Source organism: Allobaculum stercoricanis DSM 13633 (genome assembly GCF_000384195.1).
Taxonomy (GTDB): domain Bacteria; phylum Bacillota_I; class Bacilli_A; order Erysipelotrichales; family Erysipelotrichaceae; genus Allobaculum; species Allobaculum stercoricanis.
In genome coordinates, this window is the sequence record NZ_KB913034.1 from 521,535 (window position 1) to 540,902 (window position 19,368).

Annotated in this window: 20 protein-coding genes; all 20 read left to right on the forward strand. The window is 37.1% G+C overall.

Annotated elements, in window-relative coordinates:
• Positions 1-197: 197 nt before the first annotated feature.
• Positions 198-821: an RDD family protein gene (locus ALLST_RS10955; RefSeq protein WP_019892449.1), complete on the forward strand. Its 624-nt coding sequence runs from the start codon at positions 198-200 to the stop codon at positions 819-821.
• 80 nt (positions 822-901) lie between these two features.
• Positions 902-1,228 (forward strand): PTS sugar transporter subunit IIB, encoded by a 327-nt coding sequence (locus ALLST_RS0102465; protein WP_019892451.1) that lies wholly within the window; start codon positions 902-904, stop codon positions 1,226-1,228.
• Between the two features lie 3 nt (positions 1,229-1,231).
• On the forward strand, positions 1,232-2,575 hold the full coding sequence (locus ALLST_RS0102470) for a PTS sugar transporter subunit IIC (protein ID WP_019892453.1): 1,344 nt from the start codon (positions 1,232-1,234) through the stop codon (positions 2,573-2,575).
• 2 nt (positions 2,576-2,577) lie between these two features.
• Positions 2,578-3,102 (forward strand): GrdB-related putative oxidoreductase, encoded by a 525-nt coding sequence (locus tag ALLST_RS0102475; protein WP_033399744.1) that lies wholly within the window; start codon positions 2,578-2,580, stop codon positions 3,100-3,102.
• A gap of 45 nt (positions 3,103-3,147) precedes the next feature.
• The gene (locus ALLST_RS0102480) at positions 3,148-4,188 is read left to right on the forward strand and encodes a zinc-binding metallopeptidase family protein (protein ID WP_019892455.1); all 1,041 of its coding nucleotides are present in this window, start codon (positions 3,148-3,150) and stop codon (positions 4,186-4,188) included.
• Positions 4,181-5,242, forward strand: coding sequence for a M42 family metallopeptidase (locus tag ALLST_RS09840; protein WP_019892456.1), 1,062 nt, complete (start codon positions 4,181-4,183; stop codon positions 5,240-5,242). The genes ALLST_RS0102480 and ALLST_RS09840 overlap by 8 nt, the downstream gene beginning before the upstream one ends.
• An 11-nt stretch (positions 5,243-5,253) precedes the next feature.
• The gene (locus ALLST_RS0102490; RefSeq protein ID WP_019892457.1) at positions 5,254-6,384 is read left to right on the forward strand and encodes a Sapep family Mn(2+)-dependent dipeptidase; all 1,131 of its coding nucleotides are present in this window, start codon (positions 5,254-5,256) and stop codon (positions 6,382-6,384) included.
• Positions 6,385-6,872: 488 nt separating this feature from the next.
• On the forward strand, positions 6,873-7,826 hold the full coding sequence (locus ALLST_RS0102500) for a glycosylasparaginase (protein ID WP_019892459.1): 954 nt from the start codon (positions 6,873-6,875) through the stop codon (positions 7,824-7,826).
• Between the two features lie 131 nt (positions 7,827-7,957).
• Positions 7,958-8,269 carry a PTS sugar transporter subunit IIA gene (locus tag ALLST_RS0102505; RefSeq protein WP_019892460.1) on the forward strand — a complete coding sequence of 104 codons (312 nt, stop codon included), beginning with the start codon at positions 7,958-7,960 and terminating at the stop codon, positions 8,267-8,269.
• 210 nt (positions 8,270-8,479) lie between these two features.
• Positions 8,480-9,196 (forward strand): glucosamine-6-phosphate deaminase, encoded by a 717-nt coding sequence (gene nagB / locus ALLST_RS0102510; RefSeq protein ID WP_019892461.1) that lies wholly within the window; start codon positions 8,480-8,482, stop codon positions 9,194-9,196.
• Positions 9,197-9,595: 399 nt separating this feature from the next.
• On the forward strand, positions 9,596-10,330 hold the full coding sequence (locus tag ALLST_RS10960) for a hypothetical protein (protein WP_019892464.1): 735 nt from the start codon (positions 9,596-9,598) through the stop codon (positions 10,328-10,330).
• 65 nt (positions 10,331-10,395) lie between these two features.
• Positions 10,396-11,121 carry a transposase gene (locus ALLST_RS0102520; RefSeq protein WP_019892465.1) on the forward strand — a complete coding sequence of 242 codons (726 nt, stop codon included), beginning with the start codon at positions 10,396-10,398 and terminating at the stop codon, positions 11,119-11,121.
• Complete coding sequence (locus ALLST_RS0102525) at positions 11,121-12,089, forward strand: IS3 family transposase (protein WP_019892466.1); 969 nt, start codon at positions 11,121-11,123, stop codon at positions 12,087-12,089. Before ALLST_RS0102520 ends, ALLST_RS0102525 begins: the two co-directional genes overlap by 1 nt.
• Positions 12,090-12,141: 52 nt before the next feature.
• Positions 12,142-12,267 (forward strand): hypothetical protein, encoded by a 126-nt coding sequence (locus ALLST_RS11760; protein ID WP_281166746.1) that lies wholly within the window; start codon positions 12,142-12,144, stop codon positions 12,265-12,267.
• Between the two features lie 294 nt (positions 12,268-12,561).
• A complete protein-coding gene (srtB, locus tag ALLST_RS0102530) occupies positions 12,562-13,326 on the forward strand; it encodes a class B sortase (RefSeq protein WP_026472745.1) in 765 nt (254 codons plus the stop codon).
• Between the two features lie 216 nt (positions 13,327-13,542).
• Positions 13,543-14,643 carry an undecaprenyldiphospho-muramoylpentapeptide beta-N-acetylglucosaminyltransferase gene (gene murG / locus ALLST_RS0102535; RefSeq protein WP_019892468.1) on the forward strand — a complete coding sequence of 367 codons (1,101 nt, stop codon included), beginning with the start codon at positions 13,543-13,545 and terminating at the stop codon, positions 14,641-14,643.
• Between the two features lie 2 nt (positions 14,644-14,645).
• Complete coding sequence (gene murB / locus ALLST_RS0102540) at positions 14,646-15,563, forward strand: UDP-N-acetylmuramate dehydrogenase (RefSeq protein WP_019892469.1); 918 nt, start codon at positions 14,646-14,648, stop codon at positions 15,561-15,563.
• Positions 15,538-16,611, forward strand: coding sequence for an FtsQ-type POTRA domain-containing protein (locus ALLST_RS0102545; protein ID WP_019892470.1), 1,074 nt, complete (start codon positions 15,538-15,540; stop codon positions 16,609-16,611). The genes murB and ALLST_RS0102545 overlap by 26 nt, the downstream gene beginning before the upstream one ends.
• Before the next feature lie 493 nt (positions 16,612-17,104).
• Positions 17,105-17,464, forward strand: a complete 360-nt coding sequence (locus tag ALLST_RS0102550) for an Asp23/Gls24 family envelope stress response protein (protein WP_019892471.1) — start codon at positions 17,105-17,107, stop codon at positions 17,462-17,464.
• Between the two features lie 12 nt (positions 17,465-17,476).
• Positions 17,477-19,126: a fatty acid kinase ATP-binding subunit FakA gene (locus tag ALLST_RS0102555; protein WP_019892472.1), complete on the forward strand. Its 1,650-nt coding sequence runs from the start codon at positions 17,477-17,479 to the stop codon at positions 19,124-19,126.
• Positions 19,127-19,368 lie beyond the last annotated feature (242 nt).

Sequence of the window (19,368 nt, forward strand, 5' to 3'; positions counted from 1 at the left end):
GAAAAAATAAAAAGAAAATGACTAGTTTTTATGCGTTTAGGATTTAAAAGATAGTCTATATTATTCAAAAATAATTGTTTTTGAAAGCAAAAGACTATGTTAAATTTATCTAGTAAGCGGTTTCCCAATATTAGGAAGCGTCTTCAAGCTCATATCTTGTGATGATTCAGTAAGATAGATATGAATGGAGGTATTTTATGAAACAAGGAAGAAAAACAAAGCAGGCAGCTGCAAAGAAAAATGAATCAAGAGCTGGTTACTTTGTGAAGCGTCTTTTCGCTTTTGGGTTTGACTGGTATTTATCAGGAATACTGGCCAATATTGCCATTTCCTTATGTTATGGATTTTTCAACCAAGGAAAGATTGAGGTTCAATACGGGTTCGAAAATATGACAACCCCACAATCCTTAATCACTATTGGAATACTTGCACTAATCTTTTTATTCTATTACGTGTACGTACCTGCAAAAATTTGGAAGGGGCAAACATTGATGCTACACGTGATGCAGTTGAAAGTTGTAGACTTAAACGACCAAGAAGTAGGATTGAAGACATTGCTGTTCCGCTTTGTTGTTGGATGTCTATTATTGGAAGGAACATTCTATTTCTTCACTTCTGCATTTAAAACAATGTTGCTGACAAAGTTCTTACCATTAGATACGGGAACGATGGATTTACTCTTAAGTGGTCCGATCGTAGTTATTTCGGTGATCTCCTTACTCATGTCACTACGTGATAAAACACATAGTCAAACTTTGCACGATAAGATTTCAAAAACTTACGTCAAAGATATTCATGAAGTTGGGAACGGAGCTTTATAAATTTCCTCATATTAGGAAGAAAGTTGAAAACGTTTACTTGTTTTATCTGATATACTCTAATCAACAAGGAGGAAATTACAATGCGTAGAGTTTACTTATTCTGTAATGCGGGAATGTCTACTTCTCTACTGGCAAGTAAAATGCAAAAAGTTGCCGATGAGCATAAACTGCCTTTTGAAGTAAAAGCATTTCCAGACTCTAAAATGGACACAATTATCGCTGAGTTTAATCCTGACTGCATCTGCTTAGGTCCTCAGGTTAAACACCTGTACGGTAAAGTTGTCGAAAAATATGGTCATTTAGGAAAACCAATCTTTGTAATCGATAGCGCTGACTACGGTGCAATGAATGGTGAACGTGTCCTCAAAATGGCAATTAAGAAAATGAAAGAAAACGAAGGGAAATAAAAGATGTTTGACAAGTTAGAAAAAGCGTTAACTCCTATTGCCGATACCCTTTCTAAAAATAAGGTGTTAACTGCTATCCGTGACGGTTTCTTAGTAACCGTTCCAATGACAATCGTAGGTTCCATCTTCTTACTGATTGCAAACTTTCCAATTGATGGATGGTCTGAATTTATCGCTAGCTTCGCTGGTGAAGGATGGGAAGCATATTTATCAGCTGTTACTTCCTCTACATTCGATGTAGTTGCATTAACAGGTGTTTTGGGTATCGGTTATGCTTACGCTCGTGAACAAGGCGTAGACAAAATTGCTGGTGCAGTTGTTGCATTAACATGCTTCTTGATCGTTACTCCTAAATCTCATCCAGATTATGTAAATGAAGCTGGTAAAGCATTCAGCGGTTTCAGCTTTGGTAACTTAGGTACTGCTGGAATGTTCTTGGGTATGATCACTGCGATCGTTTCTGTACTGATTTTCTCATGGGCGATGAAGAGAAAATTAGTCATTAAACTTCCAGATGGTGTACCACCTGCAGTTATGGATTCATTTGCTGCATTGATTCCTGCTGCGTTTGCAATGACAACTTTCGCAATTATTCATGGTATTTTCAAAAATACTTCTTATGAATATGCACACAACTTCATTTATGAAGTACTTCAAGCACCACTTGTTGGTATCGGACGAAGCAACTTATTCGAAGTTACTTACCAATTCTTATCAACATTATTCTGGTTCTTCGGAATCAACGGACCAGCTGTTACAAATACAGTATTTGGCCCAATCCATAAAGTATTAACTCAGGAAAACCTTGATGCTGCTAAAGCAGGTCTTGAAATGACTAATATCTTCACTGCCGGATTCTCTGATTTCTTCTGTAACTACGGTGGTGGAGGATCTACTTTAGGTCTTGTTATCATGATGGCATTCTTAGGTAAATCCGCGCGTATTAAACAACTGGGAAGACTTTCTTTACCAGCTGCGATCTTCGGAATCAACGAACCAATTATCTTCGGTTTACCAATCGTATTAAACCCAATTATGGCTGTGCCATTTATCTTAGTTCCAGTATTGAATACAGTTACTGCAACTATCGCAACAAATATTGGAGTTCTTCCAATTACTTCAGGTGTTCAGTTACCATGGACAATGCCTATCATGTTCTCTGGTTGGTTAGTAACTGGTTCCTTAGTAGCATCTGTATTCCAGTTAGCTCAGTTAGTAATGGATATGTTAATCTACTACCCATTCTTAAAAATGCTGGATAAAAAATACTTGGAAGAAGAAAGCTTACATGCTGATGAAACGGATGACCTCGATGATCTGTCATTCGACGACTTATCATTTGATTAATCATGAAATTACTTTTGATTTTTGATTCTGGTCTTGCTGGAGCAGGTGGAAAAAGTAATCCAAATTGCGAATTAACTGCTAAAAAAGGAATGATCGGAACAGGTGAGATGTTAGCACCTCACTTCAATAAAATCGGAGGAACTGTCATTGCTACACTTTATTGTGGAGTAGAATACTTCAAAGATCATCAAGACGAAGTAGTGAAAAAAATGACAGCGATGGCGAAAAAACTAAGCCCAGACTTTGTAGTTTGTGGTCCTGGTTTCAACTTTCCAGAATACTCAGAAATGTGCGCTATGTGTGCAACATCGATTCTTGAAAATACAGATATCAAAGCCTGTGCGATGATGTCACAAGAAAACTCGGCAACTATTGAGACTTATCGTACAAAAACTCCGATCGTAAAAATGCCTAAAAAAGGCGGTACTGGATTGAATAACTCAATCGAAAATCTTTGTGAATTGATTGATGCAAGTGTAAATCATCCAGAAAAACTTGAAGAAGTTAAAAACAAATATTGCTATTAAAAAAAGAAGCCAGCCGAAAGGTTGGCTTTTTTAGAAAGGCTACTCATGGAAAAAAACAGTTTTGAAAGACTTTCATCTTTATGTCAAGCAATGGGCGTAAGTGGTGAAGAAAATGATGTTAAAGAAATTCTAAAAAATGGATTAGTTGGTGACGAATGGGTTAAAGATCGTTTGGGATCATTATTCTGCGTAAAAAAAAGTAACAATCCAAATGCAAAAACATTGATGATTGCAACGAGCTTAGATGAACTCGGACTCATGGTTAGTGACTATGAAAGTGATGGAACACTGAAATTTGTAGCATTAGAAGGGATTTCTGCAGCAAGTCTTCTTCACCAAAAAGTTTTAGTTTATACAAGAGATCATAAAGCATACACCGGTGTGGTTGCTTGCAATAAAGTACGATTCATGGAAGAACCATCCGCTGCGATCAAAATGGATATGCTCGTATTAGATATGGGTATGACATTAGAAGAAGCGAAAAACGTATTTACAATTGGCGATCTCGTTTCTTTTGCAAGTGAATGTGAACAACTCGGTAGTGATGTCGTAATGGGTAAACAATTAAATACTCGTATGATGTTAGAAGCTATTATCGAAATTAGTGAAAGACTCCAAGGACATGAATTAGATTTCAATGTGGCAATGGGAGGAATTGCGCAATCCATCGTTGGATGGCGTGGAACAAAAACAGCAACTTATGTAGTTCAACCTGACAGTGCGCTTGTTTTATGTGGATTTGATGCGGCTAAATCATCACCAAAAATTACACGTGGTAATGGAATGTGCGTAGGTGTTTACGATAAACAAATGTTACCTGGAAAACGTCTGTTGAATGATTTTACAGATCAGTTTGCTGTCCAAAAATCAATTAGCTTTTATGGCAATGATGGATCCTTCATCCACAAAACTTTAAAAGGAACACCTTCACTTTCTTTAGGTGTTGCAATGAATCACATGGGCGGACCTAGAGTCATGGCAAGTCTGTCTGATTTCGATGATTTAGTCGAAAAAACAGTGCAATACATTTTATCGTTGAACAGCGCTAAAATTGAAGAATTTGGATATGGTGTGAACTATGATTGATTTAAGCGTTTTGAAAAGTCTTTCGGATGCTAAAGGGATTTCTTCTTGTGAGGAAACCGTTTGTGGCATTATCGAAGAAAAAATGAAGGGCCTTGTCGATGATGTACGTCATGATGGATTAGGTTCTGTAATTGGAACGAAATGTTACGACAATAAAGGTCCAAAAATTATGATTGCGACACATGCTGACGAAGTTGGTTTCTTTGTTCGTGACATTGATGAAAATGGATTCTTAAAATTAACACCAGTAGGTAGCTGGTGGTCGCACATGTTGTTAGGTCATAACTTTACAGTTGTGACTCAACAAGGAAAAGAAATTAAAGGCTTTATCGGTAGTATGGCTACTCATGGCTTACCACAAGAAATTCGTTCAAAAACTGTAGATATCAATGATGTGTATCTCGATTTAGGTGTAGCAAGTCGCCAGGAAGCTTTAGATCTAGGCATTCAGATTGGTGATATGGTTGCACCAGACACTGAATTGCGTAGAATGAATAACCCAAAATATATTGCCGGAAAAGCGTTAGACAACCGTGTTAGTTGCGCAGTTGGTCTTTATATTCTTGAACGTTTAAAAAATAAATCTCATGCGCCTTTGTCCTTTGCGGCAACTGCGCAAGAAGAACCAGGGCTAAGAGGGGCGCGTACAGCAACAGACGTGATGCATCCAGATTTGGCGTTTGCGATCGATACGACTCTTGCTGGAGATACGCCAATGAACAAAAACTGCAACCGTTTAGGTGGTGGGGTTGTTCTCTCAATGATTGACTCGAATACTATTGCATCTCGTCCACTCATTCGTTATGTTGAAAATGTATGTAAAAGAGTGGGAATCCCATTCCAATATGCAGTATTTGCAGATGGGGGAACGGATTCAGGTAACATTCATAAAAGTTTTGAAGGAATCGTCAATATGACATTATCGATTCCTATTCGTTACATGCATACAAATCAATCAGTGATTCATGAAGATGATGTTGAAGCTTGCGTGGATTTGCTGACAGCAATTATCGAAGAAATGGATGAAGCAACTTTTGAAACACTGATTAGCTAGGAGAATGCGAAATGAAAGAGAAAATTTTTGCAAAAATCGATGAATTAAAAGATCAGATGATTCAGGATATCTGCGAGATGGTCCAAATCGACTCACAACGCAGTGAACCTCAAGAAGGAATGCCATTTGGTCAAGGTGTAAACAATGCATTAACCAAAGCACTTGAAATTTCTAAACGTGAAGGATTGAGTGTAAAAAATGTAGATGGTTATATGGGTTACGCTCAATTTGGTGAAGGGGAAAACTACATTGGTGTCATGGGACATCTTGATGTCGTTGAAGTAGGAGATGGCTGGATTTATCCTCCATTCTCAGCAACAATTGCAGATAATCGTATTTGGGGACGTGGCGCACTAGATAATAAAGGACCTTTATTCTCTGCGTTCTATGGTATGCTTGCTTTAAAAAAATTAGGCATCGAACCAAATATCCCGATTCGTGTCATCTTCGGTACAAACGAAGAAACAGGTATGGCAGATTGCCGTTACTATCTTGAACACGAAAAAGCGCCATTAATGGGATTTACACCAGACAATAAATTCCCGGCAATTTATGGTGAGCGTGGACGTGCTGTGATTGCAGTAACAGGCAAAAAAGAAGTTGCTGTTCCATTCATCAACGAATACTTTATGAATGCAAAACCAAATGGTGATCGTTTAGGCATCAATTATAAAGATGAACACTTTGGTGAAATGATTATCCGTGGCAAACAGCTGATTGAAGATGGTGATGATTTAGGTATCCGTTTCTCTTTAAGCTACCCAACTTGCGACATTGATGAAGTGATCGCAAAAATCAAATCAAAAGCTGGAGATATGAAAGTCGAAGTGATTTCCAATAGTCCAGTTGTATTACATGAACGTGATTGTTGGTTAGTTCAAACTATTAGCGATGCTTATGCAGAAGCAATGGGTGGATATGTTCAACCAACAACAACAACAGGTGGAACATATGCACATGTTTGTCAAACAATCATTCCATATGGACCTAGTTTTCCAGGACAAAATGGAATTGCCCATCAACCAAATGAATGGATGGACATCGATGATTTAGTGACTTGTGCAAAAGTTTATGCTTGGACACTTTATCGTTTATGCCAGATGGATCAAAACATTGAACCTTGGTCAAAAACAGATCAATAAGCTTTAAGAATTGATCGTTTAAAATCAACTTTAAAATGAAATAAAGCGATTTGAATAGGTGCTGTCCTATAATGTGATAGCACCTTTTTCTTATGGGCCTACAAATAACAAGAATAAAAAAAGAAAACCGATGAACAGAATGTGCGTTTTAGACGATTTGTTCATCTTCCTAAATCTAGGAAGTAGGTAACCTATAAAAATTGCGGAATAAATTTTATAATAAGAGTGTTTAAAGCAGATGATCGTTTCTATGTGAACAATCAAATGAGATTAAATTTTCTATCTACAATTAAAATGATGCTAATTTGTAATGTCGAACAGATTTGCATGATGAATGATTCTTCTAAAAAGCAGGAGGATCAAAACGATCATTCAATGATTTTAGATGTGAAACGATTGATTTCCTCGATTTAGGAAACACTTTGATACAGTCTGCTTGTCTAAACACCTAAGACTTTATTGTCACAAGGAGATAGGAGGAATTGACTATGTGGGCAATGATTGCAACTTGGCGAATGGCGCTTGAAGGAATTACTGCTGGTGGAGAAATGCTTGAAAACAACGCTTCTGCAGGAGATGCGTTAGAAAAAGCAATTCAAGACATCGAAGATTTTCCATATTACAAATCTGTAGGATACGGTGGACTTCCAAACGAAGAAATGGAAGTTGAATTGGATGCCGCTTATATGGATGGCGATACTATGGATGTTGGTGCAGTTGCAGCAATTAAAGACTTCGCAAATCCAATCAGTATTGCAAAACGTTTATCTAAAGAATCTGTAAACTGCTTATTAGTGGCTGAAGGTGCAGAAAAATTTGCACATAAAGAAGGATTCGAAAGAAAAAATATGCTTTCTGATCGTGCTAAAATCCACTATCGCAATCGTGTAAAAGAACAACAACAAGAACTTCGTCCATATATTGGCCATGACACAGTTGGTGTTGTTTCATTAGATAAAGCTGGAAAAATCGTTGTAGGAACTTCTACAAGTGGTTTATTCATGAAGAAAAAAGGTCGTGTTGGCGACTCTCCAATTATTGGTAGTGGCTTCTATGCAGATTCTGAAGTTGGTGGTGCAAGTGCTACTGGTTTGGGTGAAGACTTAATGAAAGGATGCATTTCCTATGAAATCGTCCGTTTAATGAAAGAAGGATATCACCCACAAGAAGCTTGCGAAATCGCTGTCAATAAACTCGATGCTGAATTAAAACAAAGACGTGGTAAAGCTGGCGACTTAAGTGTTGTTGCGTTGAACAATAAAGGTGAATACGGTGTGGCAACAAATATCGAAGGATTCTCCTTTGCGATTGCTCGTGAAAACGAAGAGCCAGCTGTATATCTTGTTAAAAACATTGATGGTAAATGTGTTCATGAACTTGCTAGCCAAGAATGGCTCGATAACTACATGAAAACACGTACTGCTCCATTAAAAGAAAACTAAGAATAACTTTTATTGAGCAGCCGGGATTACCGAGTAAAAATGTTGAATTGAAATGCACTTTCAAAATATTTAAATCATATACAAAATATAAAATACGATATAATACAAATATTGAATTGGAGGAAATTAAAATGGACGGTTTAGAATTAATCAGCTTTCAGATCATTGCAGCTGTAGGAACTGCAAGAAGCAACTATATCGAAGCAATGGAAGTTGCAATTAAAGGCGATATTGAAAAAGCAGAAGCATTAATTAAAGAAGGTGAAGAAGAATTCGTAAAAGCTCACACAGCTCATGGCGAATTAATCACTAAAGAAGCAAGCGGTGAACCAACACAAGTTAATCTTCTTTTAATGCACGCTGAAGACCAATTAATGAGTGCAGAAACTGTAAAAATCGTTGCTTTACAGATGATCGAACTTTTAAAATCGTTAAAAAAATAAACCACTGACGAAATAGAGCGTAAAATTGTTCATGAACAGGAACATTTCAACGCGAAAAACAAAGATCATATTGTTTTTTTGAGCATTCAGAGCTAAAAGGAGATCAACTAAATATCCACTCTAGGAAAAGAAAAGGATATGTTTGATTGATGACCGATTTGTGCAATATATTGAGCTATAATAAAGAGGATAAATAGAGGGAGATTAATCATGAAATTAATTATCACAAAAGACTATAACGAATTGTCTAAAGAAGCATTCAAAGTCATGAAAGAAGTCCTAGACAGCAAAAAAGATGTTGTATTAGGTCTTGCAACAGGAAGCTCTCCAGTTGGACTTTATGCAGAAATGGTAGCTGACCACAAAAACAATGGTACTTCCTATAAAGATATCGTGACTTATAACCTTGATGAATATGTAGACATCGATCGTAACGATCCACAATCTTACTACACATTCATGAACGAACAGTTATTCAGCCACGTTGATATCAAACCAGAAAACACTCATGTTCCTTACGGAAACACAGCTGAAGCTGCTAAAGAATATGATGATGCAGTAAAAGGTGTTGATATTCAATTATTAGGTATTGGACGTAATGGACACATCGGTTTCAACGAACCAGGTACTCCATTTGAAGAAAGAACACATATCGTTGAATTAACTGAAAGCACACGTGATGCAAACAAACGTTTCTTCGACAACGACATCAACAAAGTTCCAACACACGCAATTTCTCAAGGTATCGGAACTGTAATGGATGCGAAGAAAATTCTGTTAATTGCTAATGGTGAAGACAAAGCAGACGCAGTAAAAGCGATGATCGAAGGACCACTGAGCACAGATTGCCCAGCTTCTGTACTTCAAAACCACCCAGACTGCATCGTAATCGTAGACGAAGCAGCTGCTTCTAAATTAACAAAATAAATATCGTTAATTTACTCGTAAAGCGATTTACATAAAACTTATGATTGAAATGGAAAGGGTCATTTTCGGATGATCCTTTTTTCGATTGGACGCAAATAGTTTGATTGTATTTATTTTTTACTATGAAGTGGTTAAATTTAAGGGTGATTTAGTCAAATGTTTGTAATAGAAATCCAAAAGCAAAATGGCTTCTACTATATTATTTATTAGAGGTTATAATTATTGATAATATAATTTATATGCAAAGACAAAGAAGTGTGAAATTCTGAATATGGGATGGATTTATGAAGGGATCGCAGGGTACAGCGCATGAAAAAAATGACTAAGATTGTTCTTACACTGTCTATAATTTTGACACCTTTATTGGGATTTCCAATTTATGCACAGGATGTAAATACGATGCCTGCGCCAGAAATTGAAAATTTTGAACTTGTTGAGTATTTGACAATTGGTGAGACAGGAAAAATTGAAAGTAAAAAAGAAATTTGGAATGGTGTTCCAATCGAATATGATCTCGACATTTGGAACAGTGATCCAACAGTTCTTGATCTCAACAACCAAAATGAATTTAAAGCTTTAAAAGAAGGTAAAATTAACCTTTCCTGGGAAGTTTCTTATTCAAAAGAAACTCTTGGAAAGCTGCATCAAAAATGGCCTGGTCAAGAATTTCCATTACCATTAATTCCTTTTACGGCAACGGTTTATGTAACCAATCAAAAACCAGTCTATCGTCTGTATCATCCGCAATCCGGGGAACATCTTTTTACCACGGATAAAAACGAATACAAAGTTCTATCTGAAAACGGATGGAATGCTGAAAGTAGTCGCTGGTTAAGCGAGAACAATGCTTCGTTGAGTGTCCACCGCTTGTATAATCCTAATGCTGGTGACCATCACTACACGCATGATCTTAAGGAAATTGAAAACTTGAAGTTGGCAGGCTGGAAAGATGAAGGAAGCGTTTTTAATTCTTTCAATCAAAGTGAACAAACGATTCCGGTTTATCGCCTGTATAATCCAAATACAAATACTGGATCTCATCATTTTACAGAAAATAAAAAAGAAGCAAATGAGCTAGAAAAAGTGATAAGTTCCCTTTTAGTAGACACTCGAAATAACTCAATCGAGATGTGATAAGCTCCCAATCTATTGAACACGATAAATACAAAAAATCATGTTCATTGATAGGGAACTTTTTTATGTCTAGAAAAACAAAATATACTGCTGAACAAAAACTTTGGGCAGTTCATCAATACCTCAACCATATGATGTCTGCTTCATCTATTGCGTCAGCCCTCAATATGTCTGCGACAGGGCGCAATTTAATTTTCACTTGGGCTCGGCAATATAAATGTAATGGCGTCGACGCATTTAAAGCCAGACCATCTAATAGCTCATACACTAAAGAGTTCAAAGAACTTGTTTGCCAAGAATATCTAAGTGGGCAAGGTGGGTTAAAAACCCTTGCTACTCGTCATGGAATTCCATCTGATTCGATCGTTTTCAACTGGGTTAAGAAGTATACTAAAAAAACGAACGAACTGAAGGATTACACTCCTCAGCCGGAGGTATACATGGCACCTAGAAAGAAAACAACTTTAGAAGAAAGACGCAAAATTGTTGCATGGTATTACGCTCATGGTTGTAGCTATAAAGAAACTGCTGCTCATTTTGAATGCAGCTATTCTCAAGTCAGAGATTGGGTTATCAAATTCAACGAGCAAGGTGAAGAAGGTCTGCTGGATCGACGAGGGAAAAGAGTCCCTAAAGAAGAACTCGATGAGAATGAACAGTTACGTAGAGAGTTGAAACGACTACAAGCGATTAATCGTCATCTTGAAATGGAGAATGAACTCTTAAAAAAAGCCGAAGCAACAGAAAGGAGATGGTGGAACGATATAGTCGAGTCAAACGAAATCAAATAATGCAAGAATGGAAAGAACATGACTATAAACTGATCGAACAATATCACGTTCAAAAAAATTGGCCGATTCGGGAAATGTGCCAAATTTTAAGTATTAGTCGTGCGGCTTACTATAAATGGCTTCATCGCAAGGAAAAAGGACCAAATCCAGATGAAATCGAGCTGATCGAAAAAATCCAAGAACTCGCAAAGAAAAAGAAACGTTTATATGGATGTAGAAAAATGTCCAGAAAACTGAAGGACATCTATGGAATTGAAGTAGGTGTCAAGAAAGTGTATCGGATCATGGCGAGATTGAATCTTCTTTCTGTTTATCGTCCAAAGAAACATACTTGGATAAAATCTAATCCTGGACAAACTGCAGAAAATATTTTGAATAGAGATTTCGAAAGTACTGCACCGAATCAAAAATGGGTAACTGATATTACTGAAATCAAAGTACCGAAAACAAATCAAAAACTTTATCTTTCTTCGATTTTAGATTTGTATGATCGCAGCGTTATATCATGGAAAGTCAGTACGAAAAACAATTCCGTGCTTGTTGATGAAACATTAAGAGAAGCATTAGAGAAGAATCCAGGAGGATGCCAGCTATTCCATTCAGATAGAGGTTTTCAATATACGCGTCCCGTATTCTGTCATTGGCTAGAAGAAATGGGGATTCAACAATCTATGTCTCGGGTTGGAAGATGCATAGACAACGCAAGTATGGAAGGATTTCAAGGAATTGTAAAAGACATACTCTTTATTCTGCACCCAGAAATCAATTCAATAGAGAGTTGCATCCAAGCTGTATCAGAGACCATTGAATTTTATATGAACGAATATCCACAAGAACGTTTTCATGGAAAAACACCAGCCGTAGTGCGAGCAGAGGCATTCAAAACGGATCATCCAGCAGAATATCCAATTCAACCGAATTTGAGAATCCAGAAATTCTGGAAAAAAATCGAGCAAAAAAATTGGTAATGAATGGCTAGCCATTCATTACCAATACACAACTATATTTAGTTATTTCATAGTGTCTACTTTACAAGGACGCATCAAAGCGGGTTGGAAGTTTGAAGGAATTGCTTATTATGCAAAACCACTACGAACGGATCTAGCAGGTCCAATTATCCAGGAACCAGCTGAGCCAAAAGGATAAGATCTTAATCAAGCAAAGAGGTTTGAGTTCACATGGAATGAACTTAAGCCTCTTTTTCTATTGAGCAAAGATTTTCAAATTTAGAGTTTTGTTTGGAAACGTCTTAAAAGCATGTACAATACTTCTATGAAATCGAAAAAACAACACGAACCGGACTTTTGCAGTCCTCAATATGAAAAACCGCAACCTCGACATGCAAAGAAAATAAATCACGATCAAAATCCAACGAATCATCTTGATCCGTTTCAACAAAATCATCCTAGTCGCAAATCGAAGAAAAAGGGCTCCACATTTTTGATTTGGTTATACCGTTTGATTGGTTTAGCTGCGATTTGTGTTTTTTGTTATGCAGCGTGGAATTTGTATGGGATTTGGAAACAAGATCATCAAATCAAACAAGAAAACGAAGCGCTTCAACAATATATTCAAGCAAATGAAGAAGACCAAACTCCCGAAAAAGAAGAGTACTTCACGATGGATTGGGAAGGAATTAAGGCGCAAAATTCGCAAGTGGTCGCTTGGATTGCGATTCCAGGAACAGATATTTCTTATCCAATCGTACAAGGTGAAGATAACTCCTATTATTTAAATCACACTTTACAAGGCGAATATAACGATATGGGATCGATCTTCTTAGATACAGCTGCAAATCCGCAATTCCTAGACGATAACTCGATTATTTATGGGCATTCTGTTTCGGATATTGGGGGAATGTTTACAAATTTAGAAAAATTTAACGATCAGGAATTTTTTGATACTCATCCTTATTTCTGGTTGATGACACCTACCCAAAACTATCGTGTTACTGCATATGTTTACTATAGTGGCGATGATGAGGGGATGATTTACACAACAGATTTTGGTGATTATCAAAATGAAGTTCTCCAACAGATTCAAAGTGAATCTAAATATGTTCGTCAGATGGATACACAAGAAAAACGTTTTATTTCGTTATCAACTTGTGATTTAACTTATGGCTTCCAATCCAATCAGCGTTATGTATTAATGGGTGCTTTAGAAGAATGGAATGAACTTATTCCTCTTTCTGAAGTGAAATAAGTCAATGATGATTGGCGAAACGAATCAATTTTTTGAGGTTTCGCCTTTTTTTGTGTATTTTAAAAAGCAATTTAAAAATCATGATCAAAAATGATAGCTTTGTAAGAAAAAAGAGTAAAATCTAAATTTAAGCGATAAATATCGCTTTTTGATGGTGTCAACAATAAGAATTGAAAAAATTGCATAAGTTGGCATGTTATAATTTAAAAGATAATTATGAAAAAGATATGTATAGCAACCGGGGGAACTGGAGGTCATATTTATCCAGCGTTAGCCCTCGCTCAAATATGGAAAGAAAAACAACCCGATATTGAAATTATCTTTATCGGCAATGATAACCGCATGGAATCCAAAATTGTACCGGAAGCAGGGTACAAATTTTTGCCTGTTCATGCCATGGGATTAACAGGAAATGTGTTTCACAAAATCAAAGTAGTTTGGTTGATGTTTAAAGCGAAAGGACAGGCTAAAAAATATTTACGCCAGGAACAACCAGATCTGGTGATTGGTTTTGGTGGATATGTTTGTGCACCAGCGGCAATGGCTGCACATGATTTACATATTCCTGTCATGTTACATGAACAAAACTCTGTAGTCGGAAAAGCAAACCAAGTTGTCGCTCGTTATGCCCAAGGGATTGTAACTTGTTATGCAAAAGCGACACAGTTTTTTAAAGAGTCAAAACGCAATGTGCGGGAGTTAGGAAATCCACGTGCTTCTTTAGCGGCAAGAGTGGTTAAAGATGAAGAATACTTCAAATCGCTTGGTTTAGATCCAAAATTGAAAACGATTATGATCGTGATGGGAAGTTTAGGAAGTTCATCGATCAATGAATTAATGAAAGATGCCCTTGGTCAAGTCGATCCTTCTTTACAAATTCTCTATGTCTGCGGCAAAGATAACGATGGGGATTTAACGCTTTTTGATGCATTTAAAAATGTGCATACTGTCCCTTATGTGGATGCATTGCGCATTTATGCCATGTTAGATGGAATTATTTGTCGTGCTGGGGCAACGACACTCGCTGAACTGACCGCTCTAGGTGTTCCGGCTATTATTATTCCGAGCCCTTACGTAACGGAAAATCATCAGTACTACAACGCCAAAAATCTTTCGGATCGTGGTGCTGCATTATTGTTAGAAGAAAAAGATCTCAATGCTAATTCTTTAGCCAAAGCGATTCAAACTGGCTTTATGGATGAAGCAAAGCGATTGTCTTTAAAAGAAAATGCTTATCAACTTGGCACAAGAAACGCAGGGCAAGATATCGTAGAATGGGGCGAACAAATCATCGCCGGGCATCAAAGTGAGGCTTAGTTATGCTAACAAAGGCTCAACTTGAACCATTTGGCGAAACATCTTGTGCAGTTTCGATGAAACAACATACGACTTATAAAATTGGCGGAGTTGCCGATTTTTTAGTCGAAGCTTACGGAACAGAAGAATTGTGCGATTTAATTCAATTATTGAATCAAGAAGATGTTCCTTGGTTGATTTTAGGCAATGGAAGTAATGTCTTGATTGATGATGTCCCATTCCATGGGGTAGTCATTTCCCTAAAGAAATATTTTAAAAACTTCCATTTTGAAGATAACATCCTCTCTTGCCAAGCGGGATGTTCAATTATCGCATTAAGTATCGAAGCGATGAAAAGATCTTTATCTGGACTCGAATTTGCTTCGGGGATTCCGGGAAGTATTGGCGGCGGGATTTATATGAATGCCGGTGCATATTTATCGGATCTAGCAAGCATTTTAATTGATGTGACTGTGCTTAAGGATGGCGAAATTGTGACGATGCGCAATGAAGAATTAGACTTTACGTATCGCCATTCTAACTTTCAAAAACATAAAGATTGGGTGGCTTTATCCGCTCGCTTTCATTTAGAAAATAAACCCCAAAAAGAAATACAAGAAACAATGGATCGTCGTAAACAAAGACGATTAACAACTCAACCAGTGTCGAAACCGTCCGCTGGATCAGTGTTCCGCAATCCACAAGGCTATAACGCCTGGCAGATCGTGGATCAATTGGGTTATCGCGGAAAATCAATTGGGGGAGCAATGGTTAGCCCAATCCATTCCAATTTTATTGTCAATGAAGGAAATGCAACAGCACGGGATGTGGATCGTTTGATTCGCAATATTCAACACGATGCATTGAATCGTTATGGGATTCATTTGATTACTGAAGTAGAAAGGATAAACTGGCATGGCGAAACGGAAGAAATTGCGTAGAAACAAAGATCATTCGCAACCTAAAGCGTATCGTCCTCTTGCAACCTGGAAAAAGGTAACTTGTGGGATTATCGTTTTTGCGTGTGTGTGCCTAGGCGTCTATGCATTTTCTCCTTATACCAAAGTAACAGCACTCATCTGTAATGGAAATTATTACTATACTCCGCAACAGATTTTTAAAATTGCCAATTTATCTGTAAATAAACGAACATTTAGTGTTCCGGAAAGTGAGATTGAAAAACAATTATCGGAAAATCCACTGATCGAATCAGCTGATGTTGTAAAAGATGGACAAAATATCACGATCAACGTCAATGAAAAGATGATTATTGGCTACTATGAAGAAGATGGAGCGAACTATTTAGTTGCATCGACGGGAGAACGAATCAAAGTCGAAAATGAAACAGCACTGCGATCTTTAGTTCATTTTCCTTTAATGGCAGATTTGCCAACAGAAACAATTGATGCGCTTGCTAAGCAGGTGAGTGACCATCCCGATAAGTTAACGCGCAAAATCTTTGAAAAAATCGCCGAAATATTACCTTGGCAAGAAAGCTACGACAAAAATATGTTGAAGCTTGTTTTGCAGGACGGAAATACGGTGTTTACATCGATTAACTCCTTATTTATGATTAGCGCTTATCAACAAGTCCTCAATAATCTACAAGGGGAAAATGTCTGTTTTCTATTTGATGGCATCAATGGCGTCATCAACAAAGTTGCTTGTTCTTACATGTATTTATCTCCGGAAGAACGGGCAGAAAACCGTGAAATTCCAAAACATGTGATCAACCCTGATCTATACCCAAAAGAGGATGAAAAAGAACAATCAACTCAACAGAATACAGAACAGAGTGAGCAACAAACCCCAACAATTGCGGATTTAAATCATCCGCAACCACCAGCGGATTTGAGCACAATTGCCGATTGGCAACCTTCAGCAGTAGATGGAATTCAATACTCACCTTCAACAGGGATGTTTTATTCGACAACAGAAGGAATTTACTATACCTATGACGCAAGTACGGATACGTTTTATCCATATTAGCTTATAAGTAAATATTCTTATAAAAAGATCAAAAGAAATCTAAAGTCTTCATCCAGATCATGCCTATTCAAAAAGGTTGATGTTTAGGAGGAAGGCTTTTTTGTAGATGAAAATGAACGGTGAAAGTGGATTTTGATCGTTATAAATGAAAAGAATATTGATTCGATCAACGATATTTAAAGCAAAATCCCGTGATTTTACCAAACCATAAATAACCTGGGTATCTGCATTGAAAACGTTTCATTTAAAGTAAATATTCAAGAATGATGGAATAGTAACAGATAATCGTAAGAGGAGTTTTTGTTTTGATTGAAAATTGCTTATAATATTGAATGACATTTTATGTCTATTTGATGTGGTCTTTACGGAATTTTCAATTTGCGCCACCATCATCAAATATCCAATTGACACGAAGCGCGCAAAGTTTTGATGTGTTAAAAAATCTATTTAAATCAAAGATAAATCGATCATTGAAGATCGTACTGGAGGAAATATGCCGATTCAAAAATCTACCGAATATGGAACTATCGATATTTCATTAGAAGCGGTCGCTAATCTTGCGGGTGGTACTGCTACAGAATGTTATGGAATCGTTGGAATGGCTAGCCAAAAACTGTTAAGAGATGGTTGGGCTGAATTATTAAGAAAAGAAAATTATTCTCGCGGTGTTATTGTCCGCCAGGACGGGAATTCTTTGATTCTTGACCTTTATGTTGTGGCATTACAAGGAATCCGCATTTCTGAAGTGATGCTTGCTTGCCAACAGCGTGTGCGCTATACCATTGAGAAAAATCTCGAGGTGAAAGTTGATGCCGTGAATATTTTTGTTCAGGGTGTCCGCACAGTAGAATAAGGAGATCACTTCATGGAAAGAATTAATGGGAAACTCTTTAAAGAAATGCTTCGTTCGGGCATGAATTCTCTGACAAATGATCAGGCAAGAATTGATGCGTTGAACGTTTTCCCTGTACCTGATGGAGATACAGGAACAAACATGTGTTTGACGTTCACGAATGGGGCAAAAGAGGCTTTAAAAACAAATGACGAAGCAGTCGGGGCAATTGCCAAAGTCCTTTCTCGTGGACTATTAATGGGTGCTCGTGGGAACTCTGGTGTAATTACATCCCAGATCTTTAGAGGATTCTATCAAGCGATTGCTGATTTAGAAGACATGGATGCGATGCAGTTTGCTAGCGCTCTAGTCAATGGAAGTCGTGTTGCGTATAAAGCAGTTATGCGTCCAGTGGAAGGAACAATTTTAACTGTTGTTCGTGAAGCTGCTGATTATACTTATGCATATTGCGCAACTGAAGAAGTCACAGACTGTATCGAAGTTATGCGTAAAATGGTGGAAGAATCCAAAATTTCTTTGGATACGACACCAGATTTATTACCTGTTTTAAAAGAAGTGGGCGTTGTTGACTCAGGTGGAGCTGGTTTACTTTCTATTTTTGATGGGATGCTCAAAGCACTAGAAGGCAATCCTGTTGAATTAGATGCTTCTGCGACAAAAGCTTCAAGCGAACCAAGTAGCCAAGCTAAAATTGAAGGTGAAGGTGAATTTGGTTTCTGTACTGAATTCATCTTACAGTTAAGTGAACAAGGCGCTAAAAACTTCTCAGAAAACAATTTTAAAGAAGAACTCGCAACGATTGGAAACTCCATTGTATGCGTCCAAGACGAAGATATCGTTAAAGTACATGTTCATACCTTAACGCCTGCTGTTGCAATTAAAATGGGAAAACGCCAAGGTCGCTTCATGAAGTTGAAAGTCGAAAATATGTCCGATCAACATGAAGAAATCTTGTCTAAAGAAAATGATGCTGTTGAAGTTAAAGCAGCACCAAAAGCAGAACGAAAGAAATATGGCTTGATTAGTGTTGCTGCTGGTGATGGAATTGCCAACATGTTTAAAGATTTACGTGTTGATGAAGTCATCTCTGGTGGCCAAACAATGAACCCATCAACAGAAGACTTTATTTCTGCAATTGAAAAAATGAATTGTGACCATATCTTCATCTTCCCAAATAACTCCAATATCGTTATGGCAGCGCAACAAGCAGCAACGGTTATGGAAGATCAAGATGTTCACGTATTACCAGCGAAAACAATTCCACAAGGAATTAGTGCTTGTGTTATGTTCAATCCAGATGCTGAATTAGAAGATAACTTATCAGAAATGACAGCAGCAATTGAAAATGTAAAGAGTGGGGAAGTCACTTACGCAATCAAAGATACAACATATGAGGGTCTGCCCATTAAAGCAGGTCAATATATGGGAATCTTAGGAAAAGCCATTGTTGATGCACAACCCGATATGATGGATGTAACGAAAAAACTTTTATCTGATATGTTAGATGAAGATTCTGAACTCGTAACATTAATCTATGGAGAAGATGCAACGGAAGAACAAGCAGAAGAACTTGCTGCTTATATTGAAGACAATAGCGACGCTGAAGTAGAAATTCACGAAGGAAAACAACCTGTTTATTCTTTTATCATTGGCGTTGAATAAATTTTAGAATAAAAAAGAGGTTTGAACTGATCTGTTAGAATTACGTTCAGTTTTAAAACCTCTTTTTATTTTGATCCATGTAACTGAATACAATTTATGAAGTATAAATAAGAACGAATAAAACGTAGGTTAACTATCGTCTTTTTCCGATGAACAAAGATAAATCTGATGATAAGTTAAAGCAGATATGATTGTTTTTTGTGAAACGTTTAAACATGTTTTTGTAAAAAAATAGAACATAA